19 protein-coding genes and 1 riboswitch are annotated in these 20,224 nt (G+C 32.6%); of the genes, 13 read left to right on the top strand and 6 right to left on the bottom strand.

Annotation, left to right across the window (positions count from 1 at the left end; translation table 11 throughout):
* The first annotated feature begins 29 nt into the window (after positions 1-29).
* The 7 genes from B5D14_RS08310 to mgtA all read left to right on the top strand — a co-directional run bounded on the left by B5D14_RS08310 (position 30) and on the right by mgtA (position 9,994).
* Complete coding sequence (locus tag B5D14_RS08310; protein ID WP_078712161.1) at positions 30-2,330, top strand: HAD-IC family P-type ATPase; 2,301 nt, start codon at positions 30-32, stop codon at positions 2,328-2,330.
* Between the two features lie 97 nt (positions 2,331-2,427).
* On the top strand, positions 2,428-3,369 hold the full coding sequence (locus tag B5D14_RS08315; RefSeq protein WP_078712162.1) for a substrate-binding domain-containing protein: 942 nt from the start codon (positions 2,428-2,430) through the stop codon (positions 3,367-3,369).
* A 6-nt stretch (positions 3,370-3,375) separates the two neighbouring features.
* On the top strand, positions 3,376-4,296 hold the full coding sequence (gene pstC, locus B5D14_RS08320) for a phosphate ABC transporter permease subunit PstC (protein ID WP_078712163.1): 921 nt from the start codon (positions 3,376-3,378) through the stop codon (positions 4,294-4,296).
* Positions 4,296-5,498, top strand: coding sequence for a phosphate ABC transporter permease PstA (gene pstA, locus B5D14_RS08325; RefSeq protein WP_078712164.1), 1,203 nt, complete (start codon positions 4,296-4,298; stop codon positions 5,496-5,498). The genes pstC and pstA overlap by 1 nt, the downstream gene beginning before the upstream one ends.
* Before the next feature lie 11 nt (positions 5,499-5,509).
* Complete coding sequence (pstB, locus tag B5D14_RS08330; RefSeq protein ID WP_078712165.1) at positions 5,510-6,265, top strand: phosphate ABC transporter ATP-binding protein PstB; 756 nt, start codon at positions 5,510-5,512, stop codon at positions 6,263-6,265.
* Positions 6,265-6,906, top strand: a complete 642-nt coding sequence (phoU, locus tag B5D14_RS08335) for a phosphate signaling complex protein PhoU (RefSeq protein WP_078712166.1) — start codon at positions 6,265-6,267, stop codon at positions 6,904-6,906. The genes pstB and phoU overlap by 1 nt, the downstream gene beginning before the upstream one ends.
* Positions 6,907-6,973: 67 nt before the next feature.
* Positions 6,974-7,132: riboswitch (M-box (ykoK) riboswitch) on the top strand.
* Positions 7,133-7,324: 192 nt separating this feature from the next.
* Positions 7,325-9,994, top strand: a complete 2,670-nt coding sequence (mgtA, locus tag B5D14_RS08340; RefSeq protein ID WP_078712167.1) for a magnesium-translocating P-type ATPase — start codon at positions 7,325-7,327, stop codon at positions 9,992-9,994.
* A gap of 20 nt (positions 9,995-10,014) precedes the next feature.
* On the opposite strand, the gene B5D14_RS08345 is transcribed toward mgtA, so the two are convergent.
* Positions 10,015-11,301: a sensor histidine kinase gene (locus B5D14_RS08345; RefSeq protein WP_078712168.1), complete on the bottom strand. Its 1,287-nt coding sequence runs from the start codon at positions 11,299-11,301 to the stop codon at positions 10,015-10,017.
* Entirely contained in the window at positions 11,298-11,972 is a 675-nt protein-coding gene (locus tag B5D14_RS08350; RefSeq protein WP_078712169.1) for a winged helix-turn-helix domain-containing protein, read from the bottom strand. Before B5D14_RS08350 ends, B5D14_RS08345 begins: the two co-directional genes overlap by 4 nt.
* Positions 11,973-12,108: 136 nt before the next feature.
* Here B5D14_RS08350 and B5D14_RS08355 point away from each other — a divergent pair, with 136 nt between their 5' ends.
* On the top strand, positions 12,109-12,513 hold the full coding sequence (locus tag B5D14_RS08355) for a BRcat domain-containing protein (RefSeq protein WP_078712170.1): 405 nt from the start codon (positions 12,109-12,111) through the stop codon (positions 12,511-12,513).
* Positions 12,514-12,528: 15 nt separating this feature from the next.
* Here B5D14_RS08355 and B5D14_RS08360 read toward each other — a convergent pair whose 3' ends face one another.
* From B5D14_RS08360 to B5D14_RS08370, 3 genes are all read right to left on the bottom strand, one after another.
* On the bottom strand, positions 12,529-13,695 hold the full coding sequence (locus B5D14_RS08360) for a phosphoglycerate dehydrogenase (protein WP_078712171.1): 1,167 nt from the start codon (positions 13,693-13,695) through the stop codon (positions 12,529-12,531).
* Positions 13,688-14,782, bottom strand: coding sequence for a 3-phosphoserine/phosphohydroxythreonine transaminase (gene serC, locus B5D14_RS08365; RefSeq protein WP_078712172.1), 1,095 nt, complete (start codon positions 14,780-14,782; stop codon positions 13,688-13,690). The genes B5D14_RS08360 and serC overlap by 8 nt, the downstream gene beginning before the upstream one ends.
* A 61-nt stretch (positions 14,783-14,843) precedes the next feature.
* Complete coding sequence (locus B5D14_RS08370) at positions 14,844-15,266, bottom strand: Hsp20/alpha crystallin family protein (protein ID WP_078712173.1); 423 nt, start codon at positions 15,264-15,266, stop codon at positions 14,844-14,846.
* Between the two features lie 181 nt (positions 15,267-15,447).
* On the opposite strand from B5D14_RS08370, the gene B5D14_RS08375 reads away from it, so the two are divergent.
* From B5D14_RS08375 to B5D14_RS08390, 4 genes are read left to right on the top strand one after another with little or no spacing between them, the layout of a single operon-like run.
* Positions 15,448-15,708 (top strand): hypothetical protein, encoded by a 261-nt coding sequence (locus tag B5D14_RS08375; RefSeq protein ID WP_078712174.1) that lies wholly within the window; start codon positions 15,448-15,450, stop codon positions 15,706-15,708.
* Between the two features lie 12 nt (positions 15,709-15,720).
* Positions 15,721-16,224, top strand: a complete 504-nt coding sequence (locus B5D14_RS08380; protein WP_078712175.1) for an RNA polymerase sigma factor — start codon at positions 15,721-15,723, stop codon at positions 16,222-16,224.
* A complete protein-coding gene (locus B5D14_RS08385) occupies positions 16,199-16,885 on the top strand; it encodes an anti-sigma-I factor RsgI family protein (RefSeq protein ID WP_078712176.1) in 687 nt (228 codons plus the stop codon). The genes B5D14_RS08380 and B5D14_RS08385 overlap by 26 nt, the downstream gene beginning before the upstream one ends.
* 45 nt (positions 16,886-16,930) lie before the next feature.
* Positions 16,931-17,740 (top strand): hypothetical protein, encoded by an 810-nt coding sequence (locus tag B5D14_RS08390; protein WP_078712177.1) that lies wholly within the window; start codon positions 16,931-16,933, stop codon positions 17,738-17,740.
* Between the two features lie 40 nt (positions 17,741-17,780).
* Here B5D14_RS08390 and asnA read toward each other — a convergent pair whose 3' ends face one another.
* The gene (asnA, locus tag B5D14_RS08395; RefSeq protein WP_078712178.1) at positions 17,781-18,788 is read right to left on the bottom strand and encodes an aspartate--ammonia ligase; all 1,008 of its coding nucleotides are present in this window, start codon (positions 18,786-18,788) and stop codon (positions 17,781-17,783) included.
* A 121-nt stretch (positions 18,789-18,909) separates the two neighbouring features.
* Between asnA and rimO the strand changes: the two genes are divergently transcribed.
* Positions 18,910-20,211 carry a 30S ribosomal protein S12 methylthiotransferase RimO gene (rimO, locus tag B5D14_RS08400; RefSeq protein WP_078712179.1) on the top strand — a complete coding sequence of 434 codons (1,302 nt, stop codon included), beginning with the start codon at positions 18,910-18,912 and terminating at the stop codon, positions 20,209-20,211.
* The last annotated feature ends 13 nt before the right edge of the window (positions 20,212-20,224 follow it).

The raw sequence follows: 20,224 nt of genomic DNA on the forward strand, positions 1-20,224 counted from the left end.
TCATGATATAATTTTTTTGAGGTGATACTATGTTTGCTGGGTTATCAAAAGAAGAAGTTCAACAAAGAATTCAAGAAGGTAAGATTAATACAATAGAGATTAAAATTACTCGTACATACAAGGAAATATTTAAATCAAACATTTTTACTTTTTTTAATTTAATGAATGTTGTTTTATTCATATTAATTTTATTTGTTAAGTCATATCGAAATGGCTTGTTTTTTCTTACAATTATCGCAAATACATGTGTTGGAATATTCCAAGAAATTCGATCTAAGAAAGTATTGGATAAACTTGCGATTGTTACCATGAATAAAATCGAAGTCTATCGTGATAAAGATAAAATTATTTTACCGATTGATCAGTTGGTATTAGATGATGTTGTCGTCATAAGAGCAGGTATGCAAGTTCCAAGTGATGCTGTCATACTAGAGGGTAAGTTAGAAGTGAATGAGTCTCTATTAACAGGCGAAAGTGTTCCTCAACTCAAAGAGAGAGATAATGAATTATTTAGTGGAAGTGTTGTCACATCAGGTGAAGCTGTTTGTAAAATTATTCATGTTGGAAAAGATAACTACTCTTCTAAAATTATACAAGAAGCTAAGAAATACAAAGGAATTACATCAGATTTAAAGAAGAGCATAGATACAATTTTAAAGATAATCAGTTTCATTATTATTCCATTAGGAATCTTACTTTTTACAAATCAATACTTTATGCTTCATTTCTCATTGAAGGAAGCAGTTGTAAAAACAGTTGCTGCTTTAATAGGAATGATTCCTGAGGGATTAGTTTTCTTAACAAGTGTAGCCCTAGCAATTAGTGTAATGCGACTGGCACAAAAAAAGACATTAGTACAAGATTTATATTGTGTTGAAACTTTAGCGCGTGTTGATACATTGTGCTTGGATAAAACGGGAACACTTACTGAAGGAAAAATGAAAGTAATTGAATCATTTAAAATGCAAGAGATAGACTTAGATGAAATCATGGGAAATTATTGCACAGTTTTTCCAGATGGCAATGCAACTTCATTAGCATTAAGTGCTTCATTTAAATTATTACAAAATTATTCTATTAAGGATAAGTTAGATTTTTCATCAGATCGAAAATATAGTGCAATTACATTTACTGATAAAGGTACTTATTGTTTAGGTGCAGCACAATTTTTATTTCCTAATCATAAAGATGTGATAGAACTTGCACAAAAATATGCAGTAGATGGATATCGTGTCATTTTCTTAGGTAAATCAGAAAAGGGAATCATTGATAATAAAATAGTGGATGCGATTCCACTGGCATACATGTTGATTCGTGATCAAATTCGACCAACTGCAAAAGCAACAATTGAATATTTCTATAAACAAGATGTTACATGTAAAATCATTTCGGGAGATGATCCATTAACAGTGAGTAACATTGCGAAAAGTGTGGGTGTTCGAAATACCGATGAGTATGTAGATGCTTCGCAATATAGTGATGAAGAACTATCAAAACTTATATTAGAAAAAACTATTTTTGGGCGTGTTACACCATATCAAAAGAAATTGTTTGTTGAAGCATTACAAAATGCAGGGCATGTAGTGGCAATGACGGGGGATGGTGTCAATGATGTTCCAGCACTAAAAAAAGCCAATGCTTCTATTGCTATGGCCTCAGGAAGTGATGCAGCGAAGAATGCTTCAAATATTGTTTTACTTGATTCTGATTTTAGTAGTTTACCTTCTGTTGTTAATGAAGGAAGACGTGTAATTAATAATATACGTAGTGCATCCTCAATGTTTTTAATCAAAACAGCATTCTCAGTTGTTCTATCAATTCTAACGGTATTATTATCACAAGCTTACCCATTCCAACCAATACAACTTACAATCATTGGTATATTCTCTATTGGTATACCAACATTCTTACTTCAATTCGAACCAAATTTCCAACGAGTAGATGGAAAATTCTTACGTGTGGCATTTAGAAATGCGATTCCATCAGCGATGGCAATTGTATTTGGTATCTTATTGGGTATGATATTAAATGCTTATTTCCGTTTTCCTGCATCCATGGTTTCTACATTTAATGCAATTCAAACAGGAATTATTTATACCTTTACGCTTTATATGGTGTATTCACCATTAAGTAAGTATCGATTGTTTGTAATTCTTACAATGCAAACTTTACTAGCACTATCATTCTTATTTGGTGCTAATTTCCTAGGTTTAACTACTTTGTCATTGCCTTTGATTATTGCGATAGTTGTTTACTCTTTATTCTCAATTGTCCTTGTAAAAGGATTTAAGGCAATTTTTCAATGGTTAATCAAGTCGCTCGGATACTAATCTGAGCGATTTTACATAGATTTAACATATCTTGCATAAAAACTTAATAAATCTTATTTATTCTATAACTGTACCAAGATGGTATGGGAGGAAATTTATGAAAAAATTATTAAGTTTATTACTAGCGGGGTTATTGATAGCTGGATGCTCATCAACTCCAACAAATAATGAAAATGGGGGAGAAACAGCTAAGCCAAATACATCAGCATCTGTAATTAATGTTTACACTCGTGATGGAAGCAGTGGAACTAGAGAAGCTTTCGAAGGTGCTATAGGTTTAGAAGAATTAACACAAAATGCAATTGAAGTTAGTTCTAATGGTGACATGGCTACTAAAGTAGGTAATGACACTGCTGGTATTGGTTATGTTTCACTATCTACAGATTTTGAAGCAAATAATATTAAAGCATTATCATTTGAAGGTGTTGTACCAACAGTTGAAACAGTACTTGATGGTACATATACAATGCAACGTCCATTTGCATTCGTAACTCGTGCAGCAGGTGATTTTGGATCAGATGAAAAAGAACAATTAGTTGCAGCATTTATCGATTTCTTACAAAACTCAACTGAAGGTATGGCAATCGTAGAAAGTGCTCATGGTATTGTTGATATGACAAAAGGAACACCTTGGGCAGAATTAGCTAAAAATCATCCAATTGTTACACAAGATAACTCAGCAATTACACTTGTAACAGCAGGCTCAACATCAGTTAGTAAAACATTACAAGCAGCATTAGAAGCATTCCAACCAATGGCTGGTAACTTCCAAATTTCTATGAATCAAACTGGTTCAGGTGATGGTTACAAACGTGTACTTGGTGATGAAAAAGATGGAGCAAATGCAGCAGATATTGGATTTGCATCTAGAAATTTCAAAACTGAAGAAGATGTAACAAATGCAATGACAACTGGTGTTTACTGTATTGATGCAGTAGTAGCTGTTGTAAACAAAGCAAATTCATTAACAAACGTAACAGGACAAAATTTAAACGACATCTTTGCAGGAACTGTAACATCATTCACTGACGTTAAGTAGAATCTCATGCAAGTAAATAAGAAGTATATCAAAAAAAATAAAACGATAGATTCAATTTATAAATACTTCTTTATGGCGATGGCTATTCTAGCGAGTAGTTTCATAGTATTACTAGTTCTCTTTGTTTTCACAAAGGGAATTTCGCCATTTTTAAGTGGATATGAATATGGACAAGTTAACTTCTTTGATTTCCTGTTCGGGTTAACGTATCGTCAAGATAAAGGGATTTATGGTGTTGGTTTCATTATTATCAATACATTCATTAGTGCCTTTGCAGCATTAATTATTTCGTTTCCAATATCCGTATTAACAGCTTTATTTATCGTAAAAATAGCACCAAAGAATTTAAGTAAAGTCATGCAAACCATTGTTGAATTGCTTGCGAGTATTCCAAGTATTGTTTATGGGGTATTTGCAGGAGGTGTTATTACGGGAATTGTTAAAGATTTAGCACTACTTTTTGGTGTTTCAACAGCAGGTGGATCAAGCTTATTAGCGGTAGTCATTTTATTAGCAATTATGATATTTCCAACAATTACATCACTTTCAATTTCAGCTATCCAAGCAGTCGACAAAGATTTAGAACAAGCTTCATTAGCTTTAGGTGCTACAAAAACACAAACTAATTTCAAGATTGTATTAATTGCAGCGAAATCAGGAATATTTGCAGGAGCAATTTTGGGGATAGGACGTGCCTTTGGTGAAGCAACTGCAGTTGCAATGGTAGCGGGGAATAAGTTATTTGGTCCTACGTTTAACCCTTTTGATATTACGCGTACGCTAACGACAACAATGCTTGCGGGATTAAAAGAAACATCAGGATTAGATTATGATATTCGTTTCTCGGTGGGTTTAGTATTGATGGTTGTTATCTTTGTAAGTAATTACATCTTAAATCTTGTGAAAAAGAAAGTAGGTAATATGTAATGAGTACAAAAATTAAAGACAAAATATTAAATACAATTACCTATTTTGCAAGCGGAATAAGTGTGTTTGTATTAGGTGCAGTTCTTGTATTCTTATTTTCAAAAGGATTTTCAACGTTAAATTGGGATTTAATTGTAAATAACTATTGGAGTCAAAATCTTCTTGGAACTGTTGATTCAGTTGGTGGAGACTATACAATTTCAGAAGAAGTTGATGGTATCTATTCAGCACGTTGGGGTATTGCATTAAAAGATAATGTGAATTCTCAAAAAGAAAAAGTAATTGAAGTAACATATATTCATCCAGAATCACCATTAAAAACAATGCTTAGCTCATCAGCGGGGGATAACAACAAAGAAATTACTCTAGAAGATGGCTATACAATTCAAAAAATTGATATTGTTACTAGTGATGGAATTCCTACCTTTACAGGCAAGATTATGTCACAAGATGCAGCAACTGTTATTAGCAACATTGACTCGGCGCAAAAAATTACAAGTATTTACTATAAAACAACAGGTGGAGGTATTCGTAGTAGTTTGATTACCACATTGTATCTAATTGTAATTTCATTAGTTATAGCTTTACCAATAGGTGTATGTAGTGCAATCTATTTGCATGAATACGCATCAAAATCAAAACTAAATAAACTAATACGTCAAGGAATCGAAACTTTAACTGGTGTACCAAGTATAGTTTATGGATTAATGGGAGTTACCGTTCTCTTTCCAGTAACACAATTATTTGGTGCAACAACAACCAGTATTCTTTTAGGTGGATTAACTATGTCAATCATTTTACTCCCTACCATCATGAAATCTACTGAAGAAGCATTGATTGTTGTACCACAAAGTTTAAGAGATGGAAGTTTATCATTAGGTGCTACAAAATCACAAACTATATTCAAAGTAGTATTACCTTGTGCTGTTAATGGAATTTTAACTGGCGTATTATTATCGATAGGTAGAGTAATTGGTGAATCGGCAGCTCTTATCTATACTATGGGAACATTTATTAATGACTCTCCAAAACTCTTATCGCAAGGAACCACTTTATCATTAATGATTTGGTCATTCATGTCAGGTGAACAACCAAACTTTGAATTAGCAAGTGCAATATCGATTATCATATTAGTCATTGTATTGGTATTGAACTTTATCGTTAAAGCAATCGCAAAGAAGTTCACTAAGAATTTTGCCTAGAAAGGAAACTTATGGAAACAAGTTTTATTGTAAAAGATTTAGATTTATTCTATGGTGATAAACAAGCTTTAAAGAAAATCAACATGGAATTATATAAAAATAAAGTAACTGCATTTATTGGCCCTTCAGGATGTGGTAAATCAACTTTCTTGCGTTGCTTAAATCGTATGAATGATTTGATAGAAGGCTGTAAAATTGTAGGAACAATTGAAAAAGATGGTGTTAATATTTATTCATCAAAAACAGATATTGTTGATTTGCGTACAAAGGTTGGAATGGTATTCCAAAAACCAAATCCATTTCCAATGAGTATCTTTGATAATGTTGCCTATGGACCACGTTGCCAAGGATTAAAAGATAAAAAACACTTAGAAGAGATAGTTACAAAAGCATTGAAACAAGCAGCGCTATATGAAGAAGTTAAAGATCGTCTTAATGAATCCGCTCTTGGATTATCAGGAGGTCAACAACAACGTCTGTGTATCGCTCGTTGTATTGCAATGGAACCAGAAGTTATTCTAATGGATGAGCCAACCTCGGCACTAGATCCAATTGCAACAGCAAAGATAGAAGAGTTAATTGAAGAATTAAAAAATGATTATACAATCATTATCGTAACACACAGTATGCAACAAGCATCTCGTATTAGTGACTACACAGCTTTCTTCCTGTTGGGAGAAGTTGTAGAGTTCGATAATACAAAACTAGTATTTAGTACTCCAAAAGATAAAAGAACAGAAGATTATATTACAGGGAGATTCGGATAATGACAAAACTTGATGAAAAATGTAGTTTAATTAAAGAGTGTGTAATGAAGATGGCTAAACGAGTAGAAGATATGTATTCTATTTCTTTAGAAATCATGGAAACAGGAAATACTGAAGCAGCTTTAAAAGTAATTGAAATGGATAGCTTTGTGAATAGTGCGGAAGAAGAAATTAATGATCTAGCAATTGAAGCACTATGCCTATTATCACCAGTAGCAAGTGATTTAAGAAAAGTAATTACTGGAATTAAGATTGCTTCAGATTTAGAACGAATAGGTGACTATGCAAAGAGTATTGCAGGCTTTGTTGTGAGAAATGGTAAATTAAATAGCGAACTTGCAAGTATGGCTAAAGATTTAGGAGATGCATTCCTTGCAATGATTGATCATGCAATGGACAGTTATAATAAATCAGATGCAGTATGGGCAATGAGCATTCCAGAAGAAGATGCCCAAATTGATAAAATTTATGATGAGATTGTTAAGTATCTTCAAGATAAAATCAGAAAGCAAGAAATGGCAGATGATATCATTCCAATACTAAGTATGTTGCGTAATCTAAAACGTGCTGGAGAACATACAAAGAATATTTGTGAACACACTATTTTTGAAGTAAAAGGACAACATATTGAATTTAACTAAGATACCGTAAGGTATCTTTTAGTTTATGTACATAACTTGACTTGATTGTAAAATAGAGGTATAAAGAAGTTAGTATCAGTAGGTGAGGCTACCTTAGGGATACGGATTGCTGCCGCAAAATTGTGGAGACACGATGAGTTGGTCAACAGTCTATGTCGCATCAAGGCATAGAATAATGTAATAACATTGCCCTAAGAAGCTAAAGCTTGAATGATAAAGAACAGATCGTTTTTTCGAGTCCTTATCTACTGATAGGGACTTTTATATTTTAAGGAGGTGAGTTGTATGAGTACAGGTGATCCGAAACCGAGTAAAACCAGGCATGATTATAATAAAATATGTTTCTTATACAACTCATTTTTGAATTCTAGAAACTAGATATTTTTAATAATGGTGCCTCAAAAAAGGAGGAATTATTATGGTAAAGAAAATACTAGGTTTATTTATGCAACAAGCTTTTGTTGTTGAAGAAAAGATTCGCCAATCAACAAAGTTAGCTACAAGTGATTTATTGCGTGAAGTTGGCAATACATTAAATGGTTATACAAGCAACGAAGTAGAAACACAAAGAGAACGTTTTGGTGAAAATGTACTCATACATAAAAAAGAGGCGTCTATTGCACAACTGATTTTTGAATCAATTAAAAATCCTTTTTCACTTGTATTGTTGACTCTTGCAGTCATTTCATTTTTCACAAAAGATTATGCAGCAGTGACAATCATTGTATTGATGGTTACATTGAGTAGTATACTTGGGATTACGCAAGAATTAAAAAGCACTAAAGCTGTTGAACAACTTACAGAAATGGTTGAAACAACAGTAACTGTTCAAAGAAAAGAAGATTTAGAAGTATCATCTCGCCAAGAAATACCAATGGATGAACTTGTTGTGGGAGATATTTTGTATTTATCTGCAGGAGATATAATTCCAGCAGATGTTCGTTTAATTCAAACAAAGGATTTCTTTGTTACACAATCAAGTTTAACTGGAGAAAGTGAACCAATTGAAAAATATGGAGATGCATTAAATGAAGAAGTAAAACAAATCTTAGAAGCAAATAATCTTGTTTTCATGGGATCAAATGTTGTATCAGGAAGTGCGACAGGTATTGTCCTAGCGGTTGGTAATGAAACAATGTTTGGTAATATTGCAAAGTCACTTCAAGAAAAATCAACTGTTACAAACTTTGAAAAAGGAATTAATTCTGTTTCTATGGTTTTTGTTCGATTTATGCTAATTATGGCACCGATTGTCTTTGTAATGAATGGTATTACAAAAGGAAATTGGTTGGAAGCATTCTTATTTGCAATTTCGATTGCAGTGGGTTTAACACCTGAAATGTTACCAATGATTGTTTCTGTAAACCTTGCAAAAGGTGCGATGGAAATGTCAAAGAAAAAAGTAATTGTTAAAAAATTAAATGCTATTCAAAATTTTGGTGCAATGGATATTTTATGTACAGATAAAACAGGGACAATTACCCAAGATAAAGTTACTCTTAAGTATTATTTAAATATTCATGGTGATGCAGATGATCGTATTTTAAGACATGGATTTCTAAATAGCTATTATCAAACTGGACTTAAGAATCTAATGGATCTTGCGATTATTTCTCATGTTGATGAACTAGAACAAAAAGATTTGTTTAACAACTATCGCAAAATTGATGAGATACCTTTTGATTTTAATCGTAGAAGAATGAGTGTCGTGGTAGAAAATATAAATACTGAGAAGTATCAATTAATTACAAAAGGCGCAATAGAGGAAATGATTTCTATTTGTAGCCATGCTGAGTACAATGAAGTGGTTGAAGAATTAAATGATAATTTAAAACAAGAAATATTGAATCGATGTTATGAATATAATGAAAAAGGATTTCGAGTTTTAGGTATTGCACACAAAAAATTAGATTTTACATCACCACTAATTTCAGTTGAAGATGAGAGAGAGATGGTTCTACTAGGATTTCTTGCGTTCTTTGATCCACCTAAAGAAAGTACAAAAGATGCACTTCAAATTCTTAATGAATATGGTGTAAGAGTTAAAGTGTTAACAGGGGACAATGATGCGGTAACTAAGTACATTTGCAATGAAGTAGGTTTAAATGTACAAAACTTTATGTTAGGTGAACAAGTTGAAGCCTTAAATGATGAAGAGTTACAACTCGTTGTGGAAGATGTGGATGTATTTGCAAAACTCTCGCCAGCACAAAAAACAAGAATTGTTCAACAACTCCATAAAAATGGACATACTGTAGGGTTTATGGGGGATGGAATCAATGATGCATCAGCAATGAAAGTTGCTGATGTGGGTATTTCTGTAGATTCAGCGGTTGATATTGCAAAAGAAAGTGCATCCATTATTTTACTTGAGAAAGATTTGATGGTTCTTGAAAAGGGTGTAGTAGAAGGAAGAAAGACATTTACCAACATCTTGAAATACATTAAAATTACAGCAAGCTCTAATTTTGGAAATATGTTTTCAGTATTAGCTGCAAGTGTATTTTTACCATTCTTACCAATGATGCCTCTTCAAATACTTATCTTGAATTTGATTTATGATATTTCATGTACTGCAATTCCTTGGGATAATGTGGATGAAGAATATTTGAAAGAACCACGTCAATGGGATGCAAAAGGAATTTCCAAATTTATGGTTTATTTTGGACCAACAAGTTCTATATTTGATATAATTACTTACTTAATTTTATTTTTTGGAATTTGTCCACTTGTATTTGGTGGAAGTTATGGAAGTTTGTCACCAGAAATGAAGATCTTATTTATTAGTATGTTTCAAACAGGATGGTTTATTGAAAGTTTATGGACACAAACATTTGTTATCCACATGTTACGTACTCAAAAAATACCATTTATACAAAGTAGAGCCTCACTAAAATTAATAGGTGGAACTTTATTTGGTATTGTAGTTGGAACGTTAATTCCAATGACTTTTGTAGGGAAGATATTGGATATGACAAGTGTACCTGCTTTATTCTTTGCCATTCTTATTGTTATAATTATTTTCTATAATATTCTTACGTCATGTGTTAAGTATTTCTATATCAAGAAATACAGTCGATTATTATAAAACAAGTAGGTCAAATTGACCTACTTGTTTATTTTAATGACAAACTTTGTACCATGATTAAGATAATCAAATACTTCAATTGTACCATTGTGGAAATCAACACCATGTTTTACTATTGCTAATCCTAATCCAGTTCCTTCAATTTGTTTACTATGGGATTTATCACTGCGATAGAATCGTTCGAATACACGTTCTTTATCTTTATCATGAATACCAATACCATCATCTTTTACAATGATTTCAATGTAGCGAGGATAATCACGTACGCTTATCCATACGTGACCATTTTCGTAGTTATACTTAATCGCATTTTGTATTAAATTATAAATAATTTCATAGATGATTTGACGAACAGCTAATCCTTTTACAGGGAGTGTTTCATCAATTAAGGATACTTTGGCTTTTGCAGCGTAATCTTCTAAGTTTCGCAATACATTTTGAATAACTTCTTGATAGTTAATGGTTTCGAAATCAAGTTGTACATTTCCTTCGTCAAGTTTGGATAACTTGATAATGTCTTCGATGATTCGTAGTAATTGTTTCGACTCATCAACGATCTTTTGTGAGAAACCTTGTGTATTATCACCTTGGAGATTATTGGCCATTATTTCAGCATATCCTGAAATACTTGTAAGTGGTGTTTTTAGTTCGTGAGAAACATTAGCACTGAACTCTTTTCTTATTTTGTTGTGATAATTCATGTTTTCAAGTAAAGGCTGTAATTCGGGATATGTTTTGTTTGCAAGAGGGACATCCAAATTGAGATGATTTATAGGATCAACAATTTTCTGTGTTAGTATTCTTGCGATAATAAGACTAATAATGATGACACAAGCAAACATTAGTAAAATGGGCATCAATGATGAACCTAAAGTACTTAATAAAGTTTCTGAAGTTGTTGATAGGCGAAGGATATTGCCATCACTCAACTTGATTGCATAATAGTACGTTGATTCATTCAATGTATCAGAATATCTTGAAGATCCAGCGTGACCATTTTCAAGTGCATTTATAAATTCAGGACGTGTTGAATGATTAGTCAAACTAGTTGGAGTGTATCTAGAATCCAAGATGACAGTCCCATCATTTTTAATAAGTGTAATTCTTGATTCAGAATAAAACTTAGTTTCCATGAAAGTAAGTGGATCTTGATTATAATAGGAAGCTAAATCTTCAGTTTCTCGAATAAGGGTTTGTTTCGTAGCGTTTTCTAAATCATTGTAGATAATGAAAGTACACAAAAAGTAAGAAATCGCTACTAGAACGATTGAAGTTATTGCGATACTTTGAAATATCTTTTTTTTCATTCTTTATCCACCATTTTGTAACCAACACCACGAATTGTTTCAATATAGTCACTTGCGTGTTCAAGTTTGGAACGCAAGGTACGTATATGAACATCAACTGTTCTTGTTTCACCATAATAATCGTAACCCCAAATCTGTTCAAGTAGTTGATCACGAGTTAAAACAATGCCTTGATTTTCCATCAAGAGTTTTAGTAATTCAAATTCTTTTAGTGTTAAAACAATTCTTTGATCTGCAAGGAGTACAAAATGACGTTGTGTATCAATTGTCAAATCTTTAAATGTGATGGTCTTAGATGGAGCAGGTTTATCTGTTCTTCTAAGCACCGCTTTCACTCTTGCTACTAATTCCATAATACCAAAAGGCTTCGTGATATAGTCATCAGCACCTAAGTCTAAACCTTGAACTTTATCATATTCACTATTTTTAGCAGTCAATAAAATGACTGGAATATTCTTTGTTGTAATCGAAGATTTCAGTTGTTTTAAAATGGATAGACCACTTTCTCCTGGGAGCATTACATCAAGTAGTATTAATTCGGGTTTTTCATCAGCAATAGCTGGATAAAAAGTCTTGGCATCACTAAACCCTCTGGCTTGAAAACCAGTGTTGTTTAGGGTATAAACAATCAGTTCCTGAATGTTTTGTTCATCTTCTATACAATAGATCATATCATCACCTACCCATAGTTTACGTGTTTTGAGCACTAACTTCAATCATCCTTCTTTGATTTAACAAAAAATTAACATATTTCATATAACTATTATTTTACTGCAAAGATGATATAATGAGTATCGGTGATAAATTATGGGAAAACTTAAATATGCTTTACTTCGATTTATGCAAGGAAGATATGGTACAGATAGTTTAAACAACTTTCTATTATATGGATCTATAGTCATCTATATTCTTGATATTTTCTTCATTAAAAATTTCTTTGTTTCTTTGATTTCACAAGCGATGTTAATTTTGGTTATCTTTCGTATGTTTTCAAAGAATTGGATTAAGAGACAAAATGAGAATGCTATTTATCTTAATCTAACAAAGGGAATAAGACGATATTTTATTTGTATGCAAAAGCAATTAAAAGATAAAGATCATACCTATTTCCTGTGTCCAAATTGCAAACAAATTGTAAGAGTACCAAAAGGGAAGGGTAAAATAGAACTTACCTGTCCCTCATGCAAAACAAAATTTGATCGTAAAACATAAAAAATGTAGGGCAACCTACATTTTTATTATTCTTACTTTAGATACACCTTGAATTGATTCAAGTTCATTTTTTGTTGTGTCCTTAATCTTATTTTCCAAATCAATTAAGGTATAAGCTACTTGTCCTTTTGAATTATTTATAAGATTTGCGATATTAATTCCTTCTTTCGCAAGGACTTGAGTTATCTGCCCAATCATATTCGGGATGTTTTGATGTAAAAGTGCTATACGTGATGTTGCTTCACAATGGCCCATATCACAGTTTGGATAGTTTACAGAATTTTTGATATTACCATGTTCCAAATATTCCATCATTTCTAGAACTGCCATTTGAGCACAATTGTCCTCTGCCTCTTCTGTTGATGCACCTAGATGAGGAAGAACAAGCGTATTATCTAAATGCATGACAGTCGGATTAGGGAAATCTGTGATGTATTTTTTTATGATTCCCTGTTCAATGGCATTCTTTAAGTCAATTTCATTGACCAATGTATCTCTAGAAAAATTAAGAAGGACAGTGCCATGTTTCATTATATTGAATAGAGATTCATTAATCATCTCTTTCGTATCGTTTGTTAAAGGCAAGTGTAAGGTAATAAAGTCGGCCTTTTCCAATAAAGTTTGAATTTCAGTTGCGTGTTCAACTTTCGATGAAAGACTCCAAGCTGCGTGAATAGAAATGTAAGGATCATAGCCGATTACTTTCATAGCCAAAGAAGTAGCTGCGTTAGCGACTTTTGCACCAATTGCTCCCAAACCAATGACACCCAAGGTTTTACCTTGAATTTCAATGCCTGAAAAATTCTTTTTTTCTTTTTCAACTGTTTTTGCAATTGCTTCATCATTAGCGTTCTTCTTGCACCACTCAATACCTCCAACTAAATCACGACAAGATAACAATAGTCCAGCAAGTACTAGCTCTTTAACACCATTAGCGTTGGCACCAGGGGTGTTGAAGACTACAATTCCTTTTTCGCTACATCGCTCCAAAGGAATATTATTAACTCCAGCTCCAGCTCGGGCGATACATTGAAGTTGAGGATTAAATTCTTGCTCATGTAAAGAAGCACTTCTAACTAAAAAGGCATCAGCATCTACGAGTGAATCAGTAAGACTATAGCGAGTATTTAGTTCTTTTAAACCGAAGTTTGAAATTGAATTAAGACAATGAACTTTAAACATGTATTTTACCTTCTCTTTCTTCAAAATCATGCATGAATGCAACAAGAGTTTGGATACCATCAAGAGGCATCGCGTTGTAAATACTTGCACGCATTCCACCAACAGAGCGATGTCCTTTGATATTTTCAAGTCCTGCTTCTTTTGCCTCTTTAATAAACTTTGCATCAAGCTCTTCATTACCTGTTACAAAAGGAACATTCATGATGGAACGATAGTTTGGATCAACTGGACATTTAAACAAATTACTTTGTTCGATTGCATCATAGAGTAGTTTTGCTTTATCACTATTTCTTTTTTGTAAGGCTACAAGTCCACCTTGTTCTTTAATCCATTTGAATACTTTGCCACACATATAAATTGTGTAGGTAGGGGGAGTATTATACATGGAATCATGATCTGCATAAGTTTTGTATTTTAGCATTGTGGGTGTTGGATTAAATGTTTCTTCACGAATTAAGTCTTTTCGAATAATGACAACACAGACACCAGAGGGACCAATGTTTTTTTGAGCTCCTGCAAAGAGAAGTCCGTATTTAGTAATATCAATCGGTTCAGATAAGAAACAAGAAGAAACATCTGCAACTAAAGGAATATCTTTGGTATTTGGAAGTTCTTTAAACTTTGTGCCATAGATTGTATTGTTTTCGCAAATATAAACATAATCAGCATCTTCTCTGATTTCAACATTAGCTACATCAGGAATTGTTGTGAAGTTTTGCTCTTTGGAAGAAGCAACAACTTTAGCATCTAGAAATAGTTTAGCTTCTTCATACGCTTTCTTTGCAAATTGACCAGTTACAAAATAATCAGCTTTTCCATTTTTAATAAGATTCATAGGAACCATTGAAAATTGCAAGGAAGCTCCTCCTTGAATAAATAGAATTTCATAGTTATCTGGAATGTTAGCAATGTCTCTTAAATCTTGCTTAGCTTCTTGCAAGATAGTTTCATACACTTTGGAGCGATGTGACATCTCCATAACCGACATGCCAGAGTTTGCATAGTTTAGTAGTTCATCTTTTGCCTGTATTAAAACTTCTTTTGGTAGAACAGCAGGGCCTGCAGAAAAATTATAAATTTGTTTCATAGTGTACCTCCACTTTTTCCTATTATACAATAGAACACAAAAAAAGAATAAGGACTCAGCCTTATTCGATTGGAATTTGTTTTTTTGTTTCGATTTGTTTTTCGGACATGTTAGGTAAGAATAATTTAAGTTCACCATTTTCAAACTTCGCTTTGATATCTTCTTCTTTGATGTTATCGCCTACATAATAACTACGTGAGCAATGACCTGAGAATCTTTCTTGACGAATCATATGACCATGCTCATCTTTTTCTTCTTCACTACGTTCTTTTGTCGCACTAATGGTGAGGGTACCTTTATCTAGTTCAATATGAATATCCTCTTTACTAAATCCAGGTAATTCAATATCTAATAGATAATTACCATCTTTTTCTTTGATGTCAGTTTTCATCACGTTTGTTGAACCTCTAAAATTGAATGGATCTTTAAACATGTCATCGAACATCTCGTCAAACAAACTTACATTTCTAGGTACTAATTTCATAATATCGCCTCTTTTCTTATCATCTATGAAATTCTAGAAGAAGTTTCCTTAACTTCAACTATAGTATAGCACAAATATTAGCACTGTCAAGTGATGAGTGCTAATATTTAAAAAAGTCATCATTTTTGCACGATAAGTTATTTCGCAATCGTTTTATAAGTGAGAGAAGGAGGAAATGAATATGAAAAAGTTACTCTCAGTATTAGCAATTACAGGAATGTTAGCATTAACAGCAACTAATGTATTTGCAGCACAAGACACATCGAATTGTCATAAAGGTTACGAAGATTGCCCTAAAACAAGTGAAGAATGTTTGAAAAATCAAGAAGATTGTCCAATGAATATAGAAAGAAGTTATACCACAAAACAAACAAGAAGTGTAAAGACAACAAATCAAGTTAAAAATGGTAGAATGATGCAAGGAAGAAATTGTCATAACTAATAGAAGGTAAATATGCTAAGTGAAGAACAGGTAGAAAGAGCTATCGATTTGTACGCAAATGACGTGCGAAGATTATGTTTCATTTATTGCAAGTCAGAGGCGGATGTCGATGATATTTTTCAGAATGTCTTCATTAAGTATTATAAATTAGATGAACCTTTTACTGATCCAACATATGAAAAAGCATGGATATTACGAGTAACAATTAATGCCTGTAAGGACTTGTTCAAATCTTGGTTTCGTAAAAATGCAGAACTCACTGATGATTTTAGCCAATTCTCAATTGATCCAAAGGACAGTGATGGTGAATTGATTCTAGAGGTAAGGAAGTTAAGAAAAGAATATGCTACAGTTATTTATCTTTATTATTATGAAGAGTACAGTTTAAAAGAAATTGCAGCGATTTGTAATGCGAGTATTAATACAATTTCGTCAAGACTTCAACGAGCAAGAAAAGAATTAAAGAAAAGATTAGGAGGTGAAATACTAAATGAAGAGAATGAAGCAATTAGATAAAATTGAAATAACCAAAAGTAAAAAGCGAGAAATCTTACAACATGTCATGAAACCTAAACACTCAAACAAGATGAAGTATGGTGTTGCTTTTGCAATGGTAGTCGTTTTATTAGTAACTTCATTATCGTTATTTAGTAAATCGCCAACATCGCTTGTGGTAAGCTCAATTGCAATGGAAGTAAATCCTACGATTATTTTGAATTTAGATTCAAATAATAAAGTAATAGAAGTTGTAGATCAAAGTGGTGATGCTATGGAGTTACTTCAAGAAGTAAATGTTATTGGAGAAGATGTTCAAGAGGCTATGAGTCAAATACTTGATTCTCAAATATATCAAGCAAAGTATGCAAACAATTATCTGGAAGTTAGTATTTATTCAAAAAATCAAAATCTTTCAAGTTCGCTTAATCAATTAGTTGATGTGGTTTTACAGGAAAATCTTGATGGCAGAAATTGTCATAGTCAACAAGTGGATAAAGAAACATGGGAAGGTGCAAGAAAGCGAAATATGGGCGTGGGTAAATACGCTAAAATATCAAATATTCTTGAATCATCAGATGAATATACCTTTGAACAGTTAGAGCATTGTTCAATGAAAGAATTGAATGAAATACAAAGTAAATGTCAAAAAGGACATGGCTATAGAAAGGGATGCAATTGATTGCATCTCTTTTTCTTGTTAGAATGAAGGTAGCGAGGATAGAATATGAAAAAGATAATAAAGGGATTATTGTGTGTGGGATTAGCATTTGGCATATTTGGATGTCAAAAGAAGCTCAGTAAAGAAGATGTTGGATTAATGTATCGTGATGCTCTAGTGAATATGGCGCAAACAATGAATTTCACAGTAGATGGTACAATTAAAATTTCACTTGGTGATGAAGGGGCATCTCTATCTATGGATATGGGCGTTCTTACATTAATTGATGGAACGGATTTAGATGATGGAAAAATGTTGATGCAAATATCGACATCAATGTTTGGACTAGAGACAACAGCTGAAACGATCTATGCAAATGATTATGTTTATACAAATACAATGAACATGAAAACCAAAGAAGTAGTAAGTCCTGAAGATAATATATTTTATCAATTAAAAGCAACGCTTCCATTATTAAGTGTTGCAGCCAAAAATGATAAAGTTGATATGAGTGGTAATTTTGATTTCACTTATGTAGAAATCGAGGATGGAATTCGAATTACTATTGTTGTTAAACCAGAGGATGTCAATGATATTCTGAGTCAATTTCAAGGACAAGAGATACCAACAGATTTTGTATTCAATGATTTATCGATGACAATTGATATCAACAAGGATAAATTAATTACGAATCTTACAATGATGATGGATATGGATATGAGTGATCCAACATTTTCAACAGGATTTAAAATGGATATGAATTTAAATGTTAAGGATTATGGTACAACCAAAGTTGAACTACCAAGTGACTTGGATAGTTATAAATTATTAGAACCAACCAATCCAGCAGATAATTATCCGTTTGAGGCATTATAAGTAGAAAAGGGTTGAACGATTTATCGTTTAACCCTTTCGTTTATAAAATATGAATTTTGTGTTTCTCGCATTCATCAATCATTTCTTGTGGCCAAATGCTTGCTTGAACCTCACCAACGTGAGCTTTGTTTAACAAAAGCATACATAATCTTGATTGACCAATACCACCACCAATTGTATAAGGTAATTCTTTGTTAACAACCATTTTATGATATGGAAGTTCTAAGCGATTTAAGCAATCTGATTTCTTGCATTGCTCAACGATTGCATTTTCATCAACACGGATTCCCATGCTTGATAATTCTAGTCCACATTGAAGGGTTTCATGCCAGAAGAAGATATCTCCATTGAGTGACCAATCATCATAGTCAGGTGCACGACCATCATGAGGGATACCACTATGTAATGGTTCACCAATTTTCATGATGAAGACACAACCTAGTTCTTTTGAAATTGCATTTTCTCTTTCCTTTGGAGTAAGAGTAGGGTATTTATCTTCTAGTTCTTGTGTTGTAATGAAATGAATTTTATTTGGTAAATGATTTACTGCATTTGGATATTTATACCATACTTCATGTTCCATATGTTTAATTACTTTAAAGATATCTTGCACTGTTTGTTTAAGTACATCAATGGTTCGTTCTTCTTTAGAAATAATTTTTTCCCAATCCCATTGATCAACATAACAAGAGTGAGTGTTATCTACTTCTTCATCTCGACGAATTGCATTCATGTTGGTGTATAGACCTTCATGCATTTTAAAGCCATATTTTTTAAGAGCCAATCTTTTCCATTTCGCAAGCGATTGTACAACTTCGATTTCATCGTTTGGTAATTCTTTCATATCAAAACTAACAGGGCGTTCAATACCATTTAAATTATCATTTAGCCCAGAACTTTTTTCTACAAATAATGGAGCTGAAATACGTGATAATCCAAGAACTTTTCCAAGTTCTTTTTGAAATGTATCACGAATATATTTGATAGCTTCTTGTGTTTCTCTTACTGATAAAATAGGATCATAGTTTTCTGGAATATATAATTTCATAGTGATTACCTCGCATAATGCTTAATTATATAATATTTAAAGCATATCGTGAAGAAAAAAATCTAGATTACTGCAACGATGAGATGATTGTGGTACAATACTGTCGGAAAGTAGGTACTGTATGAAAATTGGAATTATATCACTAGGATGTTGTAAAAATTTAGTTGATACTGAAAACTTGATTGGAATGCTACAACAATCTAACCAAGAAATAACATATAACTTAAATGAAGCAGATGCTATTATTGTAAATACCTGTGGTTTTATTGATCCTGCAAAGGAAGAAGGTATTAATACAATTTTAGAAATGGCTGAATATAAAGAAAAAAACTGTAAGAAATTGATTGTAATGGGATGTTTGGCTGAACGATATTTAGATCAGTTAGCTGAAGAATTGCCAGAGGTGGATTGTTTTATAACGCTGAAACAATACAATCAATTTGGTCCTATCTTAACTGAAGTATTAGGAGAAAAAATAGCGAATGATTATGGGAAGTGTCCACAAGTATTAACAGGTAAGCCATGGATGGCTTATTTGAAAATAGCTGATGGTTGTGATAATCGTTGTTCATATTGTGCAATTCCACTAATTCGTGGTGGTTATCGTTCATTTGATATTGATGCCCTTGTTGATCAAGCAAAGGAATTGGCGAAGCGTGGTGTAAAAGAATTAAATCTGATTGCTCAAGACACTACACGTTATGGTTTAGATAATTATGGAAAACGTCGATTATTGGAATTATTAGGTCGTTGTAATGAAATTGAGGGACTTCATTGGATTCGTGTTCTTTATATGTATCCAGATGAAATTGATGATGAATTGATTGAAGGAATGGCAAAGTTAGATAAAGTATTACCTTACTTTGATATTCCGGTTCAACATGGATCTGACCGTATGTTGCAAATAATGAATCGTCGTGGTTCAGTAGAGAGTATTATTCGACTTGTAGATAAAATAAGAGAGACATATCCTACACCAGCTCTTCGTACAACAATGATTGTAGGATTTCCTACAGAAACATTAGAAGATGTTCAATTGAATTTGGAATTCATGAAAAGAGTAAAATGGGATCGTTTAGGTGGTTTTACTTACTCAAAAGAAGAGGATACACCATCATATGACTTGCTAGATGAATTAAGCCAAGAAGAAAAAAATAGACGCTATGAAGAAATGATGAAACTTCAAGAAGAAATCGTTGAAGCGAAGAATCAAGAGTTGATAGGAAAAACATTGGAAGTGCTTGTTGAAAAACAAGATGGCTTAACTGGTTTCTACCGTGGTCGCAGTGTATTTAGTGCACCTGATGGCATAGATGGTGAGGTAATCTTTAAGAGTGAGGAACCAATAGAATTTGGTTCGTTTGTTCCAGTAACTATCACACGAATCAAGGCTCATGATTTTTATGGCAATCGTGTAAATTAAACTTTGAGAAATC

Source organism: Anaerorhabdus furcosa, assembly GCF_900167375.1.
GTDB classification, from domain to species: domain Bacteria; phylum Bacillota_I; class Bacilli_A; order Erysipelotrichales; family Erysipelotrichaceae; genus Anaerorhabdus; species Anaerorhabdus furcosa.

Excerpts from the sequence above, each read along its gene's own strand:
- B5D14_RS08310 (WP_078712161.1), top strand. The coding sequence starts at position 30 with ATGTTTGCTGGGTTATCAAAAGAAGAAGTTCAACAAAGAATTCAAGAA.
- B5D14_RS08315 (WP_078712162.1), top strand. The coding sequence starts at position 2,428 with ATGAAAAAATTATTAAGTTTATTACTAGCGGGGTTATTGATAGCTGGA.
- pstC (WP_078712163.1), top strand. The coding sequence starts at position 3,376 with ATGCAAGTAAATAAGAAGTATATCAAAAAAAATAAAACGATAGATTCA.
- pstA (WP_078712164.1), top strand. The coding sequence starts at position 4,296 with ATGAGTACAAAAATTAAAGACAAAATATTAAATACAATTACCTATTTT.
- pstB (WP_078712165.1), top strand. The coding sequence starts at position 5,510 with ATGGAAACAAGTTTTATTGTAAAAGATTTAGATTTATTCTATGGTGAT.
- phoU (WP_078712166.1), top strand. The coding sequence starts at position 6,265 with ATGACAAAACTTGATGAAAAATGTAGTTTAATTAAAGAGTGTGTAATG.
- mgtA (WP_078712167.1), top strand. The coding sequence starts at position 7,325 with ATGGTAAAGAAAATACTAGGTTTATTTATGCAACAAGCTTTTGTTGTT.
- B5D14_RS08345 (WP_078712168.1), bottom strand. The coding sequence starts at position 11,301 with ATGAAAAAAAAGATATTTCAAAGTATCGCAATAACTTCAATCGTTCTA.
- B5D14_RS08350 (WP_078712169.1), bottom strand. The coding sequence starts at position 11,972 with ATGATCTATTGTATAGAAGATGAACAAAACATTCAGGAACTGATTGTT.
- B5D14_RS08355 (WP_078712170.1), top strand. The coding sequence starts at position 12,109 with ATGGGAAAACTTAAATATGCTTTACTTCGATTTATGCAAGGAAGATAT.
- B5D14_RS08360 (WP_078712171.1), bottom strand. The coding sequence starts at position 13,695 with ATGTTTAAAGTTCATTGTCTTAATTCAATTTCAAACTTCGGTTTAAAA.
- serC (WP_078712172.1), bottom strand. The coding sequence starts at position 14,782 with ATGAAACAAATTTATAATTTTTCTGCAGGCCCTGCTGTTCTACCAAAA.
- B5D14_RS08370 (WP_078712173.1), bottom strand. The coding sequence starts at position 15,266 with ATGAAATTAGTACCTAGAAATGTAAGTTTGTTTGACGAGATGTTCGAT.
- B5D14_RS08375 (WP_078712174.1), top strand. The coding sequence starts at position 15,448 with ATGAAAAAGTTACTCTCAGTATTAGCAATTACAGGAATGTTAGCATTA.
- B5D14_RS08380 (WP_078712175.1), top strand. The coding sequence starts at position 15,721 with ATGCTAAGTGAAGAACAGGTAGAAAGAGCTATCGATTTGTACGCAAAT.
- B5D14_RS08385 (WP_078712176.1), top strand. The coding sequence starts at position 16,199 with ATGAAGAGAATGAAGCAATTAGATAAAATTGAAATAACCAAAAGTAAA.
- B5D14_RS08390 (WP_078712177.1), top strand. The coding sequence starts at position 16,931 with ATGAAAAAGATAATAAAGGGATTATTGTGTGTGGGATTAGCATTTGGC.
- asnA (WP_078712178.1), bottom strand. The coding sequence starts at position 18,788 with ATGAAATTATATATTCCAGAAAACTATGATCCTATTTTATCAGTAAGA.
- rimO (WP_078712179.1), top strand. The coding sequence starts at position 18,910 with ATGAAAATTGGAATTATATCACTAGGATGTTGTAAAAATTTAGTTGAT.